This window comes from Nonomuraea soli (assembly GCF_013761175.1).
Lineage (GTDB): Bacteria > Actinomycetota > Actinomycetes > Streptosporangiales > Streptosporangiaceae > Nonomuraea > Nonomuraea soli.
In genome coordinates, this window is record NZ_JACDUR010000001.1 from 575,887 (window position 1) to 592,417 (window position 16,531).

Annotated in this window: 20 protein-coding genes and 1 tRNA gene; 14 read left to right on the forward strand and 7 right to left on the reverse strand. The window is 70.3% G+C overall.

Annotation, left to right across the window (positions count from 1 at the left end):
- Positions 1–15: 15 nt before the first annotated feature.
- Positions 16–444 (reverse strand): STAS domain-containing protein, encoded by a 429-nt coding sequence (locus HNR30_RS02740; protein WP_281389450.1) that lies wholly within the window; start codon positions 442–444, stop codon positions 16–18.
- Between HNR30_RS02740 and HNR30_RS02745 the strand changes: the two genes are divergently transcribed.
- Genes HNR30_RS02745 through HNR30_RS02780 form a run of 8 tightly spaced genes read left to right on the forward strand, consistent with a single transcriptional unit; the run spans position 443 to position 7,865 of the window.
- Positions 443–1,270 (forward strand): STAS domain-containing protein, encoded by an 828-nt coding sequence (locus tag HNR30_RS02745; protein WP_181608031.1) that lies wholly within the window; start codon positions 443–445, stop codon positions 1,268–1,270. The two genes, HNR30_RS02740 and HNR30_RS02745, sit on opposite strands and share 2 nt — an antisense overlap.
- Positions 1,271–1,615: an STAS domain-containing protein gene (locus HNR30_RS02750; RefSeq protein ID WP_181608032.1), complete on the forward strand. Its 345-nt coding sequence runs from the start codon at positions 1,271–1,273 to the stop codon at positions 1,613–1,615.
- Entirely contained in the window at positions 1,612–2,010 is a 399-nt protein-coding gene (locus tag HNR30_RS02755) for an anti-sigma regulatory factor (RefSeq protein ID WP_181608033.1), read from the forward strand. The genes HNR30_RS02750 and HNR30_RS02755 overlap by 4 nt, the downstream gene beginning before the upstream one ends.
- On the forward strand, positions 1,998–2,966 hold the full coding sequence (locus HNR30_RS02760; RefSeq protein ID WP_181608034.1) for an ATP-binding protein: 969 nt from the start codon (positions 1,998–2,000) through the stop codon (positions 2,964–2,966). The genes HNR30_RS02755 and HNR30_RS02760 overlap by 13 nt, the downstream gene beginning before the upstream one ends.
- The gene (locus tag HNR30_RS02765; RefSeq protein ID WP_181608035.1) at positions 2,963–4,576 is read left to right on the forward strand and encodes an ATP-binding response regulator; all 1,614 of its coding nucleotides are present in this window, start codon (positions 2,963–2,965) and stop codon (positions 4,574–4,576) included. Before HNR30_RS02760 ends, HNR30_RS02765 begins: the two co-directional genes overlap by 4 nt.
- On the forward strand, positions 4,569–6,107 hold the full coding sequence (locus HNR30_RS02770; protein ID WP_181608036.1) for a fused response regulator/phosphatase: 1,539 nt from the start codon (positions 4,569–4,571) through the stop codon (positions 6,105–6,107). The genes HNR30_RS02765 and HNR30_RS02770 overlap by 8 nt, the downstream gene beginning before the upstream one ends.
- 7 nt (positions 6,108–6,114) lie before the next feature.
- Positions 6,115–7,398, forward strand: coding sequence for an amylo-alpha-1,6-glucosidase (locus tag HNR30_RS02775; RefSeq protein ID WP_181608037.1), 1,284 nt, complete (start codon positions 6,115–6,117; stop codon positions 7,396–7,398).
- On the forward strand, positions 7,395–7,865 hold the full coding sequence (locus tag HNR30_RS02780) for a hypothetical protein (protein WP_181608038.1): 471 nt from the start codon (positions 7,395–7,397) through the stop codon (positions 7,863–7,865). Before HNR30_RS02775 ends, HNR30_RS02780 begins: the two co-directional genes overlap by 4 nt.
- Before the next feature lie 6 nt (positions 7,866–7,871).
- Here the strand turns inward: HNR30_RS02780 and HNR30_RS02785 are convergent, their stop codons facing one another.
- Positions 7,872–8,183, reverse strand: coding sequence for a YtxH domain-containing protein (locus HNR30_RS02785; protein ID WP_181608039.1), 312 nt, complete (start codon positions 8,181–8,183; stop codon positions 7,872–7,874).
- 124 nt (positions 8,184–8,307) lie between these two features.
- Between HNR30_RS02785 and HNR30_RS02790 the strand changes: the two genes are divergently transcribed.
- Positions 8,308–8,380, forward strand: a tRNA-Asn gene (locus tag HNR30_RS02790).
- Between the two features lie 212 nt (positions 8,381–8,592).
- On the opposite strand, the gene HNR30_RS02795 is transcribed toward HNR30_RS02790, so the two are convergent.
- Entirely contained in the window at positions 8,593–9,192 is a 600-nt protein-coding gene (locus HNR30_RS02795; RefSeq protein WP_181608040.1) for a hypothetical protein, read from the reverse strand.
- Between the two features lie 218 nt (positions 9,193–9,410).
- On the opposite strand from HNR30_RS02795, the gene HNR30_RS02800 reads away from it, so the two are divergent.
- Positions 9,411–10,169, forward strand: coding sequence for a class I SAM-dependent methyltransferase (locus tag HNR30_RS02800; protein WP_181608041.1), 759 nt, complete (start codon positions 9,411–9,413; stop codon positions 10,167–10,169).
- Between the two features lie 16 nt (positions 10,170–10,185).
- On the opposite strand, the gene HNR30_RS02805 is transcribed toward HNR30_RS02800, so the two are convergent.
- The gene (locus HNR30_RS02805) at positions 10,186–10,596 is read right to left on the reverse strand and encodes a VOC family protein (RefSeq protein ID WP_181608042.1); all 411 of its coding nucleotides are present in this window, start codon (positions 10,594–10,596) and stop codon (positions 10,186–10,188) included.
- Between the two features lie 76 nt (positions 10,597–10,672).
- Between HNR30_RS02805 and HNR30_RS02810 the strand changes: the two genes are divergently transcribed.
- The 3 genes from HNR30_RS02810 to HNR30_RS02820 all read left to right on the forward strand — a co-directional run bounded on the left by HNR30_RS02810 (position 10,673) and on the right by HNR30_RS02820 (position 13,322).
- Positions 10,673–11,164 carry a hypothetical protein gene (locus tag HNR30_RS02810; protein WP_181608043.1) on the forward strand — a complete coding sequence of 164 codons (492 nt, stop codon included), beginning with the start codon at positions 10,673–10,675 and terminating at the stop codon, positions 11,162–11,164.
- A gap of 243 nt (positions 11,165–11,407) precedes the next feature.
- The gene (locus HNR30_RS02815) at positions 11,408–12,532 is read left to right on the forward strand and encodes a nitric oxide synthase oxygenase (RefSeq protein ID WP_312894194.1); all 1,125 of its coding nucleotides are present in this window, start codon (positions 11,408–11,410) and stop codon (positions 12,530–12,532) included.
- A 16-nt stretch (positions 12,533–12,548) separates the two neighbouring features.
- Positions 12,549–13,322 (forward strand): enoyl-CoA hydratase-related protein, encoded by a 774-nt coding sequence (locus HNR30_RS02820; protein ID WP_181608045.1) that lies wholly within the window; start codon positions 12,549–12,551, stop codon positions 13,320–13,322.
- Positions 13,323–13,465: 143 nt separating this feature from the next.
- Here the strand turns inward: HNR30_RS02820 and galK are convergent, their stop codons facing one another.
- A complete protein-coding gene (gene galK, locus HNR30_RS02825) occupies positions 13,466–14,593 on the reverse strand; it encodes a galactokinase (protein ID WP_181608046.1) in 1,128 nt (375 codons plus the stop codon).
- Positions 14,594–14,626: 33 nt separating this feature from the next.
- On the opposite strand from galK, the gene HNR30_RS02830 reads away from it, so the two are divergent.
- Entirely contained in the window at positions 14,627–15,439 is an 813-nt protein-coding gene (locus tag HNR30_RS02830; protein WP_181608047.1) for a 1-aminocyclopropane-1-carboxylate deaminase/D-cysteine desulfhydrase, read from the forward strand.
- Here HNR30_RS02830 and HNR30_RS02835 read toward each other — a convergent pair.
- Positions 15,364–16,032 (reverse strand): DUF6766 family protein, encoded by a 669-nt coding sequence (locus HNR30_RS02835; protein WP_181608048.1) that lies wholly within the window; start codon positions 16,030–16,032, stop codon positions 15,364–15,366. The genes HNR30_RS02830 and HNR30_RS02835 overlap by 76 nt on opposite strands.
- An 83-nt stretch (positions 16,033–16,115) precedes the next feature.
- Positions 16,116–16,490, reverse strand: a complete 375-nt coding sequence (locus HNR30_RS02840) for a hypothetical protein (RefSeq protein ID WP_181608049.1) — start codon at positions 16,488–16,490, stop codon at positions 16,116–16,118.
- Positions 16,491–16,531 lie beyond the last annotated feature (41 nt).

Consider the following 16,531-nt stretch of genomic DNA (forward strand, 5'->3'; position numbering starts at 1 on the left):
GAGGCGTGGCCGAAATCACACGGGCAGCACCGGCCCGATCTCCAGAGCGTCGTCACGGGTGCGGTAGGTGGGGATGTACTCCGCCAGTCCGACCAGCTCGATCAGGCGCTGCGGCGACGCGCGCAGGCCGCACATCGCCAGGCTGCCGCCGGTCTGCTTGGCATGGTTGTAGGCGTGAAGGATCACCCTGATCCCCGCACTGTCGAGGAATCCCAGCTCCGAAAGATCGAGCAGGAGGTGGGGAGAAAGTTTCACAGCCTCGTCGATGGCCGCCTGCAGCCGGTCCGTCGTGGTGGAGTCGACTTCTCCGACCACAGCCGCCACCGCGAACGGTTCGACCAGATCCACTGACACATGCAAAGTGACACCTCGTCCATAATCGTTGTCCTGATGCAACCGTAGGCCTATCACGGGCCGAGTGGCTTCTCTAGTGTGGTGTCCCATGACATTTGGCAATGTGGTCGAGCGGTGCCGGCAGAACGAGTCCGAGCTGGTACGGGAGTGGCGCGAGGTCGTGGCGCGCTCCCTGGCCGGACGGCTGCCGGCGGCTCTGGTGGAGAAGGAGCTGCGCGACATCCTCGACGCGTTGCTCGGCGCCTTGGAGGCGGGCGGAGGCACCGATCCGCAGGCCGAGCCGTACGCCGAGGTGCGAGCTCTGCTGGTGGAGCTTTCGCGCGACCGGGCCCAGCAGGGTTTCAGCCCGCGCGAGACCGCGGTCAGCGTCTTCGGCCTCAAGGAGGCGGTCAGCAAGGTCCTGGGTGACACCGATGTCACCGGCTTCTTCCGCGTGATCGACGAGTTCGGTCTCTACACCTTCGAGACCTACACCAAGGCCCGCGAAGAAGTCATCACCAACCAGGCCGAGCAGCTGCTGGAGCTGGCCACCCCCGTGGTCAAGCTGTGGGACGGGGTGGTGGCGCTGCCGCTGGTGGGCACGCTCGACTCCGCCCGCGCCCAGGTCGTCATGGAGAAGCTTCTGCAGACCCTGGTCGACACCGGCTCCGAGCACGCCATCATCGACATCACCGGCGTGCCCGCCGTCGACACCCAGGTCGCCCAGCACCTGCTGCGCACCGTCGTGGCCGCCCGGCTCATGGGCGCCGAGTGCATCATCTCCGGCATCCGCCCGCAGATCGCCCAGACGATCGTGGCGCTGGGCATCGAGTTCGGCGACATCGCCACCAAGGCCAGCCTCGCCGACGCGCTCATGCTCGCCCTGAGCCGCCTCGACGTGGACGTCAACGCCGAGATCGCCAAGCGGAGCCGCTAGATGGAGCGCATCCCGGTCCTCAAGATCGGCGACACCCTGCTGGTGTCGATCCAGACCGATCTGCACGACCAGATGGTCCTGGCGCTGCAGGAGGACCTGGCCGACCGCATCGCCGCGACGGGCGCGCGCGGCGTGCTCATCGACATCTCCGGACTGGAGATCGTCGACTCCTTCGCCGGGCGCATGCTGGCCGCCATCGCCGGCATCTCGAAGATCCTCGACGCCGAGACCGTCGTGGTCGGCATGCGTCCTGCCGTCGCGATCACCCTCGTGGAGCTGGGGCTGTCGTTGAACGGCATCAAGACGGCGCTCGACGTCGAGCGCGGTCTGCGACTTCTGTCATGACGGCGCAGGAGCTGCCCATCCACGGCGACGCCGACGTGGTGCGCGTGCGTCAGGCGGTCCGCGCCCTGGCGATCGAGGCCAAGCTCTCGCTGGTCGACCAGACCAAGCTCGTCACCGCCGCCAGCGAGCTGGCGCGCAACACCCTGACCTACGGAGGCGGCGGCAGCGCCACGATCGAGCGGGTGGAGAACGGAACGCGCGCGGGCGTGCGCGCGCTCTTCCACGACGACGGCCCCGGCATCGCCGACCTCGCGCTCGCGCTGCGCGACGGCTACACCTCCGGCGGCGGCCTGGGCCTGGGCCTGGGCGGCGCCAAGAGGCTGGTCGACGCCTTCGAGATCCGCTCGGAGCCGGGCAGGGGCACGACGGTGACGGTGACGAAGTGGGCCCGATAGCCAAGCAGGCGTGGATCCACCTGACGGGCGACGGTGAGATCGCGGCGGTGCGCCGCGCCGTCTCCGACCACGCCCGCGAGAACGACCTGCCGGAGCACCGCGCGGGCGAGCTGCTCATCGCCGCCACCGAGCTGGCCACCAACCTGGTCAAGCACGCCGGCAAGGGAGCCATGCTGGTCCGCCGCACCGGGGCCGGGCTGCAACTGCTCACGCTCGACTCCGGTCCCGGCATGCCCGACCTGCTGCCCTTCGAGCGGCAGCCCGGCTCCACGGCCGGCACGCTCGGCATCGGCCTGGGCGCGATCGCCCGGCTCAGCGACTGGTACGACGCCTACTCCCTGCCCGGCCGCGGCTCGGTCTTCGCGGCGGGCTTCGGCTGCGAGCAGGAGGAGGCCGACGGGCTGATCCGGCCGCTGGCGGGAGAGTCGGCCTGCGGCGACGGCTACGCCGTACGGCGTGAGGACGGTGTGACGCGGCTGATGCTGAGCGACGGCCTCGGGCACGGGCCGCTGGCCGAGTCGGCGACCCGCAACGCGATGCGGGCCTTCCTCGCGGCCACTCCGCAACCTCCCGCCGAACTCCTGCGCCACCTGCACGAGGAGCTGCGCCACACCCGTGGCGCCGCAGTGGGCGTCGCCGAACTCGACCCGGCGGCCGGACGATTGCGTTTCGCCGGGCTGGGCAACATCAACGGGGTGATCGCCGGACGCAACCAGCGCAACCTCACGTCGCTGCCCGGCATCGTCGGCCACCAGTCGCCGACCGTGCGGGAGTACGACTACACGCTGCCTCCGGCCGCGCTCGTGATCCTGCACTCCGACGGCCTGAACCCGCGCTGGGACCTCGACTCCTACCCGGGCCTGCGCACGAGGGCGCCGCTGGTGATCGCGGCGACGCTGCTGCGCGACGCCGGGCTGCGCCGCGACGACGCCGGCGTGCTGGTGGCACGGACATGAGCGACAACGCCGACCTGCTCTCCCTGGAGCTGCGCAGCGAGGCCGATGTCTTCACCGCCCGCCAGCTCGGCCGGGCCGCCGCCGCGGCGGTCGGGCTCGACTACCAGGACCAGGTCAGGGTGGCCGCTGCCCTGAGTGAGGCAGGCCGGGAATGTCTGAGCCGTGGCGCGGCCACCACCGCCGTGGTACGCCTGGGCGATGACCGGCTGGAGCTCGTCCTGCGCCAGCGCGGGCTGACCACGCGGGCCACGGGCATCATCGCCGCGGCCCGCCTGATGGACGGCACCGAACTCGATGAGGAGGACATCATCCTGTTCAAGGCACTGCCGCGCCTTCCCCGCGCACGGCTGCGCGAGCTGCGCGAGCACCTGGCCGGCCTGGTACGCAGCAGCCCGCTCGACGAGCTGCGGGCCCAGAACCAGGAACTGCTCGCCGCCCTCGAGGACGTCCAGCGCACCAACCTCGAGCTCGAGGAGACCAACCACGGCGTGATGGCCCTCTACACCCAGCTGTCGGAGGAGCTCGAACGCACCAACCAGGGAGTCGTGGCCCTCTACGCCGAGCTCGAGGACAAGTCGGCGCAGCTGAGAGAGGCCAGCGAGGCCAAGAGCCGGTTCCTGGCCAACGTCAGCCACGAGCTGCGCGCGCCCGCCACCTCCATCCTGGGCCTGACCCGCCTCATGGGAGGCGGCCGTGAGGTGGAGCTCGTGCGCTCCTCGGCCAACGACCTGCTCGGCCTGGTCAACGAGCTGCTCGACCTGGCCAAGGCGGAGTCCGGCCGCCTGGAGCCGCATCCAGCCGACGTGGACGTGCGCCTGATGCTGGCGCGCCTCGACGGCCTGCTGCGCCCGCTGGCCCCCGAGGGCGTCGAGCTGGTGATGGACGACCCGGACTCGCTCGATCTGCTGCACGCCGACCCTGAGATGATGACTCATGTGCTCCGCAACCTGCTGACCAACGGCCTGAAGTTCACCAGATCAGGCACCGTCCGGCTGAGCGCGCGCGCCGAGGGCGACGTGGCGGTGCTGACCGTCGCCGACACCGGCGTCGGCATCCCCGACGACCAGCTGGGGCGCATCTTCGAGGAGTTCTACCAGGTCAAGGGCGACCACCAGACGGGCGTCAGGGGCACGGGGCTCGGCCTGCCGTACGCCAAGAAGCTCGTGGAGATCCAGGGCGGCACGCTCGGGGTGCGCAGCCGGCTCGGCGAGGGCACGACCTTCGAGGTACGGCTCCCGCACCCGTACACCCTGCGGCTGGACCGGGTCCTCATCGCCGACGACGACCCCGCCTACAGGCGGGTGGTGCGCTCCCTGATCGAGGAGAGCGCCGAGGTGATCCACGAGGCCGAGGACGGCCTCCAGGGACTGGAACTGGCCCGGCGCGAGCAGTACGACGCGATCCTGCTCGACGTGTTCATGCCGGGCATGGACGGGCTTGAGGTGCTGCGCGAGCTGCGGGCCGAGGAACGCACCCGGACGGTGCCCGTGGTGCTCATCACCTCGGCCGAGCTGACTCGGGAGCCGGAAGGGGCCAACGCCGTCCTGGCCAAGGCGACGCTCACGCGCGGGCAGCTCCTGCGCGCGCTGGCCGGTGTCGAGAATGAGTGACCTGATCCTCGTCGTGGACGACCTGGAGGCCAACAGGTACGTGGTCTCCACGTGGCTCCAGCAGGCCGGATACCAGGTGATCGTGGCGGGCACCGGGCGGGAGGCCCTGGACCAGGTCGCCCAGGCCGGACCCGACCTGGTGCTGCTCGACATCAGCCTGCCCGACATGAGCGGCATGGCGGTCTGCGAGCAGATCAAGGCCGACCCGCTCACCGCGGCCACCCCGGTCGTGCACCTGACCGCCACCGCCGTCCAGGTCACCGACTGGGCGGAGGGCCTGGCCCGCGGCGCCGACGGCTACCTGATCGAACCCGTCGAGCCCGAGGTGCTGCTGGCGACCGTCAACGCGATGCTGCGCTACGCGCGGGCACGACGGCAGGCCGAGCAGCTGGCGCACATGCTGGCCGGACTGGCCGACACCACGCTCGCCGTCAACCTGGCCGAACGGGTCGAGGACCTGCTCGCCGCCGCGGCCGAGGGCGCCGGGAGAATCTTCGGCGGCCCCGCAGCGGTGCTCGCGGGCACGAGATACGCCACCTCGATCCCCTCCGCCGGCGAGTACTCCGGTGACAAGGTCTGGACGTCGCCGACCGGGCTGACGATCACCGTGGAGCAGGCGGACACCTGGCCGGTGAGCCTGGTGGCCGAGCAGGAGCAGTGGGTCGCCGTCTCCAGGCCCAACCCCGCCAGGCCGCCCGTGGCCGTCACGGTGCCCGTGGAGGCGGCGCCCGGCGAGGAGCACCGGCACGTCCTGGGCCAGCTCGCCCAGGCCGTCACGCTGGCCGTGGAGGCGTTGCGCGCCCGCGACGAGGAACGGCGCATCGCCCTGACCCTGCAGAGCGCGCTGCTGCCCCCCGAACTGCCCGTCGTACCCGGATTCGAGCTGTGCGCCCGCTACGTGCCCGCCAGCCGCGAGGCCGAGGTCGGCGGCGACTTCTACGAGGTCGTGGAGCTCGAGGACGGCCTCCTGGTGGCCATCGGCGACGTGATGGGGCACTCGGTGCACGCGGCCACCGTGATGGGCGAGATCCGACACACGCTGCGCGCCTACGCCCTCGAAGGCCACACCATGAGCGACGTGCTGCGACACGTCAACCGGCTGCTGCTGCGCTTCCACCCCAAGGAGGTCGCCACCGTCTGCCTGTTGTCGGTCGACATCGCGACCGGCGAGGTGCGCGCCGCCAACGCCGGCCACCTGCCGCCGCTGATCGTCGACGCCTCCGGCCGCGCCGAGTACCACACCCTGCCGGGGCCGCTGCTCGGCGCCGACCTGCCCAGATCGGGCGACGTCAACCTGACCATCCCGCCCGGCGGCACGCTCCTGCTGGTCACCGACGGGCTCATCGAGCGCCGCGACATGCCGCTGATCGACGGCCTCGACCGCCTCCAGGCCCTGGCCGGACAGGTCAGCGGCAGCCTCGACGAGATCTGCGACAGCATCCTCGGCGGGCTCGCCGGCGACGAGCACGAGGACGACATCGCCCTGCTCGTGCTGCGCAGGGCTTTTCCACCGGCGCCCACGCGCGCATAGTGGGTGGATGGAGGGCCGGCCGGCTGTCGACGACGCCGCGCTCGAACGTGAGGCGCTGGCGGTGCTCGAAGCGAACTGGACGGGGGTCGCCACGGTGCCCGCGCCCGGCCTCTACCCGCACCAGTGGAGCTGGGACTCCGCCTTCGTCGCCATCGGCATGGCCAGGCACCGGCCCGCCCAGGCGGCGCAGGAGCTGCTCAGCCTGCTGGAGGGGCAGTGGGCCACGGGCATGGTGCCGCACATCGTCTTCCACACGCCCGAGATGTACTTCCCCGGACCGTCCGTGTGGCGCTCCCAGGACCAGGAATCGGCGCCGAACTCCGTCCTGACCTCCGGGCTGACCGCCCCGCCGATGCACGCCCTGGCGGTGTGGTGGTTATGGCGCCACGGCTCGGACATGGCGGGATTCGTCCGCCGGGTCTTCCCCGCCCTGGCCGCCCAGCACCACTACCTGGCCACCTCGCGCGACCTCGGCGGCGCCGGCCTGGCCGCGATCGTGCACCCGTGGGAGTCGGGCATGGACGACAGCCCGGCCTGGGACGAGCCGCTCGCCGCCCTGCCCGAGATCAGGTACGGCTACCGCAACGTCGACCTCGACGAACGCCACCCCGACAGCGCCCACGACCGCTACGTCTGGCTGGCCCTGCGCTACCGCAACGCCGGATACCGGTCCGAATACCTGCGCGACGAACACCCGTTCGCCATCGAGGACCCGATGTTCAACGGCATCTGGCTGGCCGCCTGCATGGCCCTGGCCGAGCTGGCGCCCGTCGCGGGCGAGGACCCCGCCCCGCACCTGGAACAGGCCGCACGCATCCGCCAGGCGCTCCAGGAGCGCCTCTGGGACGGCTGCTTCCACGCCCGCGACCTGCGCGGCGGCGACCACCTCATCCCGATCAGCACCGTCGGCTCCTTCGGCCCGCTCCTCGACCCCGCGCTGCCCGCCGAACGAGTCGTCAGCCTCATCGAGGTACTGGAGTCCGCGCGCTTCATGGGCGCCACCGGCTACCCCGTGCCCAGCTGCGAGATCCGCGCCGCCCAGTTCGACCGCACCCGCTACTGGCGCGGGCCCTCCTGGGTGAACACCAACTGGCTGCTGCGCCGCGCCGCCGCCGTCCACGGCCTGACCCACCTGACCCAGCTGCTCACCACCGGCACCCTGCGCCTGGTACGGCAGGCGGGCTTCCGCGAATGCTTCGACCCCTTCGACGGCAGCGGGCGCGGCTGCCGCGACTTCTCCTGGAGTGCGGCGCTCACCCTCGACCTGCTCGCCGATACCGTGAACGGATGAGCTTTCTTCGCCGGACTCCCGCCGCGGTGCGGGAACGCCTCCTTCGCGGTGAGCGCCTGCTCGTCTCCGCCCCCTCGGGCGAGGGACATCTCGCCGCCACCGACCAGGCCCTGCTGCTGCCCGACGGCGGCCGCCTGCCGTACGAGGAGATCGAGAAAGCCTCCTGGGACCAGCGCGGGCTCACCGTGATCCGGGCCGACGGCACCACCGTGCGCGTCGCGGTCACCGAACCCGGGCGCGTCCCCGAGACCCTGCGCGAACGCGTCAACTCCACCATCGTGGTCAACAAACACGTCAACCTGCCCGGCGTTGACGGCGGCGTGCGCCTGGTCGCCCGCCGCAAGCCCGGCGGCGAGGTGCTCGGATGGACCTTCGTCTTCGACGAAGGCCTGGATCCGGCGGATCCAGGCCTTCGTGCTCAGGCCGAGCAGGCGTTGGAGGGAGTACGCCGCAGCATGGGCGTCTGACCGCCGCTAATACGGCAGACCGCTCCTGTCGAGCTTCTCGTCCTCCCGCGCGCCCGGCTCGGGCCAGCCGGTTCCCGTGTCCTTGTGGTTGTTCAGGAACGGGAGCCGGTTGTGCAACGTGTCGCCGACCTTGGTCCTGGCCACGTCGGTGACCTTCGACACCTGCGCGCCGATCAGGCCCGCAGCCTCCTGCACGGTCGGGCTGTCCGCCACGCGCTGCGCCGTGCGCTTGATCTGCTCGTACCGCTCGCGACCCGCGCGGCTCCCGAGCACGTAACCGACCGCCACTCCGACGGCGAACGCCATCCGATATCGCATGTTCCACCTCCGCTTCTCCGGGCCTACCCCGACGACGATGCGACACGCACTCCAGGAGTGCGCTAATCTATTCCTGCGCCGCAAGGAAGGGCCCAAACGCCCGGCCGAGCAGCGCGAAGTCCGATCCCGTGTAGCTCAATCGGCAGAGCAGCCGGCTGTTAACCGGCAGGTTATAGGTTCGAGTCCTATCGCGGGAGCTGGCCCTCGGGCAAGCTGACGCAGCGTAAGGCCCCTATCCGGATCACCGGGTAGGGGCCTTCGCCGTTCCGGGGAGCCACTTGCGTCTCGGGCTCTCCTCCCTGGAGGTCGCCGCGTCCCGGCAGGGAGGTGATGACGTGGGCGCGGAATTTCTTTCTCGCTCTCCGCTCATCCGCGCCTGCGGCAAGCGCATCGCGGAGCTCTTGAGGGGTCAGGGGACGGCTGTCGAGCCGGCCATCCGGATCGTAGAGGCTGAGGTCGCCGAGCGCACCGCACGGTCCTTGAGCACTTCACTGACGTGGTGGTCGATGGCTCGCACGACGGCGAGGAACTCGTCCTTCGGGATCAGTCGGCGCTGAGGGTCGTAGTTTCGCGAATAATCAATGTCGACGAGATACGCGCCAAATCTCTCGCGGAACTGCCAGAAGGGGCATTGCCTCTCAAGATTCTCGCCCTCGCCCGCACACATGAGAGCTGGCGAGTCGCCATGGAGTGAAACCGTCGATAGGGACATTGGGACGATGGGTCCATAAGGGTTCTCCTCGTCAACGAGGATCCTTCCGTAGGGCGCGTCTCGCTGTTCCGCCTCGGCGGAAGACGGGCTGGCTAGACGATGAACTCGTTGTACAAGCCCGTCCCACTTCCTCAACCGCGCTTCCTCGTCTCCGAAGAACAAAGCCGACTTGCCCTGTGGCTTCCCGTCGAGGTCGAGACTGTCAGTTTCTGGATTCAGGTCTTCGGGCGACGCCTTCCAGGCCCCATTGGCCGATTTCGTCGGAAGCTGTTCGACCGGAAGCAGGAGGTCGTCCATCGTGACAGCGTGGGTCTTGAGGGTTGTTGCGCAGCCAGCCGTGATGGAGAGTACTGCCGCAATCGCAACCTTTTGTCGAAGGCGCACGGATGTGATCCTGCCGCACTCATGTGAAGAAAGTGTGCAGCTCTGGTGCGCGACAATTACCCATTTGAAGGCCATGCCCGCATCCCTCAAGCCGTCGCCTGCGGCGTTTCCGGTGTGTCAGGATGCTCGGCATGTCTGGTCGCGCCTTGAGTTTCGGAGCGGTGGCGGAAACCTACGAACGCTTCCGCCCCGGCTATCCCGACGGGTTCTTCGACACGGTGACGGCGTACGCGGGACGGCCGATCATGACCGCTCTCGAGATCGGCGCCGGGACCGGTAAGGCGACCCGGTTGCTCGCCGGGCGCGGGGTCACGGTCACCGCGACGGAGCCCGACGCTGAGATGCTCGCCGAGTTGCGCAAGCACGTGCCGGGCACCGTCAGGACCGTCCAGGCCGCGTTCGAGGACCTGCGGCACGGCGAGACCTACGACCTGGTGTTCGCGGCGGCGGCGTTGCACTGGACCAGCCCTGAGCGCCGGTGGTCGCGCATGGCCGGGCTTCTGGAGCCGGGTGGCGTGTTCGCCTCGTTCGGCGGGCCGGTCCAGCTGGCCGACCCCGCCGTGGAGGAGGCCGTCCGCGTGGCGCGCTCGCCGTTCCTGGCGAGCGACGAGATCCCCTCCCCGGACGGCACGCCTCCGGAGCACGAGATGCAGTGGCCGGGGACGGAACTCCAGCGTTCGGAGTGGTTCGGCGACGTCCGGCAGGCGGTGGTCGAGCGGCGCCTGACGATGAGCGCCCACGACTTCGTCGGCTACCTCTCGACCGTCTCGGCCTACCTCGTCCTGCCGGCCGCCGAACGGGAGCAGGTGTTCGGCCGGATCCTGGAGGTCCTGCCCGACGCGGTGGAGATCGCCGCCGACATCACGGTGCACCTCGCGCGCCGGCGGTGAGCGGCCGAGGGGGGTCTCACGGACCCTGCTGGATGCGAATCAGGTTGCCCGACGGGTCGCGGAAGGCGCAGTCGCGCACGCCGTACGGCTGGTCGATGGGCTCCTGCACCACGTCGGCCCCGCTGGCCTGAACCTTCTCGAACGTCGCGTCGACGTCGTCCGTCGACAGCAGGATGCCCGCGTAGGTGCCCTTGGCCATCATCTCGACGATCATGCGGCGCTCCTCGTCGGAGACGCCGGGATCGGAGCCGGGAGGCTCCAGGACGATCGAGAGGCCCGGCTGGCCCGCCGGACCGACGGTGAGCCACCGGATCCCGTCGTAGGACACGTCGTGGCGCACCTCGAAGCCCAGGGCGTCGCGGTAGAACGACAGCGAGGCGTCGGGGTCGTCGGAGGGCAGGAAACTGGCGTGAATCGTGATGTCCATGGTCGTCACGCTAGGCCGGGGCATGGGCGGACGCTTCTCGATTCCTGACCGGTCGCGGTCGCGTAGGTTGAGCGGCGTGGCGATCGCCCGTTTGGCTCTGGCTCTGCCGGCCGTGATGATGGCGGCCGCGTGCTCGGCGGGGCCCGCCGTGGTGGAGGCTGCGCCGTCGGGCGCCGTGGACTGCCCGGAGGTCTGGCCCGCGCGCTGGGCGTACGGTCCCGAGCCTGGGCCGTTGGTGCCCGCCGAGGGTGTGGTGTCGGTGACCCTGTGCGAGCTGGGGATCGTGCGCCGTGAGGGCAGGGAACCCGACCGGCGGCGGACCGTCGAGGGGGACGTGGGCCGCCTGGTGGAGGTGCTCAACGGGCTTCCACCCGTTGACAAGACGGGGATGCGGGTCTGCTCGCAGGTCGGCTTCACCCACGAGCTGTCGATCCTGGTGCGCTACGACGACGGCACGGGCGCCCTGGTGTACCTGGACCGCAACTGCCGTACGGCCGAGCGCGACGGGCGCACCCGGCGCCTCGACCACTCCGTGGTCGGGGCCTTCCTGGAGCCGCGCCGCGGGTAAGTCGCCCATCGATATTACGGTGAGTAACCATAAGATCGCAGATTTTCCCATTTACCGGGACAAGCCCAGGGTTTGCAGTGAAAGATGTGCTTGCCGTGGACAAAAGACCGGGTGGCGGGAAGGGCGCCATCGCGAGGGCGGCGCCACCGGCCCGGAACCGGAGGGGCGGCTCGAAGAGCGGAATGTGTTGGTTGCTGCGTGCGCGCTTGGATCAGGGCATTGCGTCCATCGCACGGTGTCGCCGTGCGGAACGGAAGACCGGAAGGCTCGGCCGTCCTGGACAGGACACCGGAGGCCGTCCAGCGGACGGATCTCGGGGAGGCCGAGCGGTTCGTCGAGTTGTACTGCGCGGAGAACGGCGGTGACCCGCCGGCAAGGATGCGGGAGATCGCCAGGGAGGTCGCGAGGACGGGGACGTACACGCATACCCCGCAGGAACTGGCCTTCGGCGCCAGGGTGGCATGGCGCAACAGCAGCAGGTGCATCGGCCGGCTGTACTGGCGTTCGCTGAAGGTGCGCGACCGGCGCAAGGTGAGCACCGCGGAGGGGGTGGCGCTGGAGTGTGTGCAGCACCTGCGTGAGGCGACGGGCGACGGCAGGCTGCGCCCGACGATCACGGTGTTCGCGCCCGACCGGCCGGGGCGCAGGGCGCCGAGGATCCTCAACGAGCAGCTCATCCGCTATGCCGGATACCGCCTGGACGACGGGACGATCATCGGTGACCCGCGCAACGTGGAGATCACCGATCTGGCTGTGAAGCTGGGCTGGACCGGCAGGAACGGCGCCTTCGACGTGCTGCCGACGATCATCGATCCGGGCCGGGGCAAGACGCTGTTGTGCAATCTGCCGGGTGACGCTGTCCTGGAGGTGCCGATCCGGCATCCCCATTTCGCGTGGTTCGCCGAGCTCGGCCTGCGGTGGCACGCCGTACCCGCGATCTCGAACATGTGCCTGGAGATCGGCGGGATCTGCTACCCGTGCGCGCCCTTCAACGGCTGGTACATGGGCACCGAGATCGGTGCCCGCAACCTGGCCGACGAGGATCGCTACAACCAGCTTCCCGTCATCGCCAGGCGGCTCGGCCTCGACACCTCCAGCGAGCGCACGTTGTGGCGCGACGCGGCGCTGGTGGAGCTGAACGTGGCCGTCCTGCACTCCTTCGAGGAGGACGGGGTGACCATGACCGACCACCACACCGAGGCCAGGCGGTTCATGAAGCATCTGGAGAAGGAGGACAGGGCGGGGCGCGTCTGCCCGGCCGACTGGTCGTGGATCGTGCCGCCCATGTCGGGTTCGCTGACGCCCGTCTTCCACCGCTACTACGACGACAGCACGCTGTCACCGGCCTTTGTTCATCACCCGCAATAGGGTAGAACATTGTTCTATGACCGAACTTGTGCTGTCCGACCTCGACCGGGGCGTGCTGACGCTGACGTTCAACCGCCCTGACCGGCTGAACGCCTGGACCGACGCCATGGGCAGGCGCTACTTCGACGCCCTGGCAGACGCGGAGAAGGACCCCGAGGTCAGGGCCATCGTCGTCACCGGCGCGGGCAGGGGCTTCTGCGCGGGCGCCGACTTCCAGACCCTGGGCGAGATCCAGGACGGCTCCTACGCGCAGGAGCCCGACCCCCGTCCCAACACCTTCCCGACGACCATCGGCAAGCCGATCATCGCCGCGGTCAACGGCGCCTGCGCGGGGCTCGGGCTGGTCCACGCGCTCGTGTGCGACCTGGTCTTCACCGCCGAGGAGGCCAAGTGGACCACGGCGTTCGCGCGCCGCGGCCTGGTCGCGGAGTACGGCCTGGCCTGGGTGCTGCCCAAGCTCGTCGGCCAGCAGCGGGCGATGGACCTGCTGCTGTCGGGCCGGACCTTCACCGGCGCTGAGGCCTACGAACTCGGGCTGGTCAACCGGGCGGTGCCGGGCGAGCAACTGCTGGACGCGGCCCGCGCCTACGCGCTGGAGCTGTCCGTCCACAGCTCGCCGGCCTCGATGGCGGTGATCAAGCGGCAGGTGTGGGGTGACTGGGAGGCCACGCTGGAGCAGTCGGCGCACACCGCGGTCAAGGAGATGCTCGACAGCTTCAGGCGGCCCGACTTCGCCGAGGGGGTCGCGAGCTTCCTGGAGCGCCGCGACCCCGCCTTCCCGCCGCTCTAACCGGCCCCCGCCGACGCCTCACGACGCCGGCCCCCGCCGCGCCTCACGACGCCGGCCCCCGCCGACGCCTCACGACGCCGACCCCCGCCGTTCGCCGGAGCCTCACGACGACGTCACCGTGGCCGGGCCGTACGTGGGCCGCCCTAGGCGATTTTGTGGGCCCCGGCCGAGGGTACGGCGGGCATGAAGCGCGGCTCGGCCCAGCCCTTGGCCGCGAAGGCGGCGGCCACCGACTCCCGTACCGAGGCCACCCGCTCCTCGGCGACCAGGGCGATGGCCGAGCCGCCGAACCCGCCCCCGGTCATGCGCGCACCCCTGGCGCCGCCGCGCAGCGAGGCCTCCACGGCCACGTCGAGCTCGGGCGAGGAGACCTCGTACTCGTCGCGCAGCGACAGGTGCGAGGCGTTGAGCAGCGCCCCGATCTCGGTGATCGCCCCGGCGCGCAGCAAGCCGATGAGCGCCTCGACCCGGTGGTTCTCGGTCACGACGTGCTGCACCCGCTTGCGTTCGTCGCCCTGCAGCCGCGACAGCGCCCCGGCGAGGTCGGTGACGTCGCGCAGCGCCTCGACGCCGAGCTTGCGCGCGGCCGACTCGCAGTCGGCCCTGCGCTTGGCGTACTGGCCGTCGGCCAGCTCGTGGTGGACGCGGGTGTCGATGATGAGGATGCGCAGCCCGTGCGCGGCCAGGTCGAGCGGCACCTGGCGGAAGCTTAGCGAGCGGCAGTCGAGGAAGAGCGCCCTGCCCTCCTGCGAGCAGGCGGAGGCGGCCTGGTCCATGATCCCGCAGGGCATGCCGACGAAGTCGTTCTCGGCCTTCTGGCCGAGCAGGGCGATCTCCATGGGTGTCATGCCGAGCCCGTGGATCTCGTTGATCGCCGAGCCGACCGCGACCTCCAGCGCGGCGCTGGAGCTGAGTCCGGCGCCGGCGGGCACGTCGCCGTCGATGGCGATGTCGAAGCCGCCGGCGCGCACGCCGAGCCCCTGCGAGACCAGCGTCGCGGGGACGCCGACGACGTAGCGCTGCCACCCGGTGGCCTGCTCGTGGGTGCCGAGCGTGACGGGCTCGGCGGCTCCTTGGAGGGACAGCAGCCTGATGGCCCCGTCGTCGCGCCGGCTGACCGCGGCGCTGACGCCCCACGGCACGGCGAAGGGCAGCACGAAGCCGTCGTTGTAGTCGGTGTGCTCGCCGATCAGGTTGACCCGGCCGGGAGCGCGCCAGACGGTCTCGGGGTCGGCACCGAAAGCCGAACGGAAAGCTTCAACAACGCCCATAATCCAACATACCTCCGCCGGTACTCTAGCGGCATGGAGGTGGCCGGAGTCCAGATCTCGCTGCTGCACGACGACAACAAGCCGCGCAAGCTGAAGTACAACCTCGGCCACCCGCGGGTGCTGGCCTTCGGCGGAGCATATTCGAACCTCGTCACCGCCGTGGCCAGGGCGGGGCACGAGCAGGGGTTCGAGACGATCGGGGTGATCCGCGGCGAGGAGCACCTGCCGCTCAACCCCTCACTGGCCAGGGCCGCCGCGCACGGCATGCGCCTGACCTACCTCGACCGCGCCGCCTACCGGCTGAAGCACACGCCTGCCGTACAGGAGCGGCTGAGGGAGGAGTTCGGCGAGGTCTTCATCCTGCCCGAGGGCGGCAGCAACGCCGCCGCCGTGCGAGGCTGCGCGGAGCTGCCCGGGGAGATCGAGGACGACTACGACGTCGTCTGCTGCCCGGTCGGCACCGGCGGCACGCTGGCCGGCATCGCCGCGGGCCTGCCGCCGGGCAAGCGGGCCATCGGCTTCGCCGTGCTCAAGGGCGGCGCCTTCCTCAACGACGAGGTGGCCAGGCTCCAGCGGGAGTACGGCAGGCGGACCGGCAACTGGTCGATCGAGCTCGGCTACCACTTCGGCGGCTACGCCAAGACCACCCCCGTGCTGGACGCCATGGGCTTCGAGCGGGTGTACGTCGCCAAGATGATCTATGGCATCCTCGACCTCGTACGGCGGGGCCGCTTCGCCAGGGGCACCCGCATCGTGGCCGTGGTGACCGGTCAGCCCGACACGCCGGTCGAGGAGTGGGGCTCGCCGACCGGTTTCGACTCGGGTGACCCCCGCTGGCGCAGGTAGATCGAGAGCACCACCATCGAGGCCACGGCCAGGAACTCCGACTGCCAGTTCTGCAGGGTGCGGCTCCAGAAGTCGGGCGAGAGCACGTACTGCCCCCACGAGATCGGGTCGCGCAGCTCCGACAGTCGTTCGCCGTTGTGCGCGGCCATGCCGGCCACCGACTGCGCCAGCCACGAGGCCACGAAGACGAAGCCCATGGTCAGGCCCAGGGAGTTGCTGAACAGCCAGTGCCTGAACCCGGTCTCGGCCGCCCAGGCGGGGGAGTCGGCCTTCGCGTGCCTGCCGACCTTCTGCTCCTCGTCGGATCCCGCCCCCTCCTCGCCCGGCGGTTTGGACTCGGTCGAGCCGCGCTGGATCAGCCACACGGTGACCAGGACGAACAGGAAGAACTGCAGGTATTCGGACTGCCAGTTCTCCGCCACGTCCACCGCGAACTCGGAGGTGGCGACGTACTGCACCACTGAGACGGTCGAGCCGCCGTCGACCAGCTGCCGATCGTTGTAGTCCGCCGTCCCGGCGATCGCCTGGCCGACGAGGGCGGCGGCGAACAGGCCGAGGAAGGCCAGTGACAGGGCGTTCTGCCTGATCTTCATCGGTGCAGCACCCCCATCGCGAAGAACCAGATCAAGCCGATCACGATGATGGCCACCGTGACCGCGAAGACCATCCGCATGGCTCAGTCCTCCACTTCGCAGTCGTAGGGCAGCTCCGGCCGCTGCTCGCATCCGGCGGCCTTGACCTTCCAGCCCTCGGCGTAACGGTGCAGGAAGAGCGTGTCCTCGCTGAGGCGTACCTGGGCCTCCTCACCCCACGCGACCGCCTCCTGGAGCGAGCCGCCACTCAGCGCAAGCTCGCCCAGGGCCTGACCGCAACTCTGCCCGTCGTCGGGCAGCTTGGCCGCCGTGCGGGGGGCGAGCAACAGGCAGGCGGCGTCCGGGCGGCCCTCGGACAGCGCACGGTAGAAGTCTTCCGCGACTCTCGTCGGCGCTGACGTGTCGGTGGCGCAGCCTGCGAGGAGCAGCGCTGCGATCACGATGAGCAACCCCTTCATGACGGGCCACTACCCGGAATCACGCCCATCATGAGTCACAC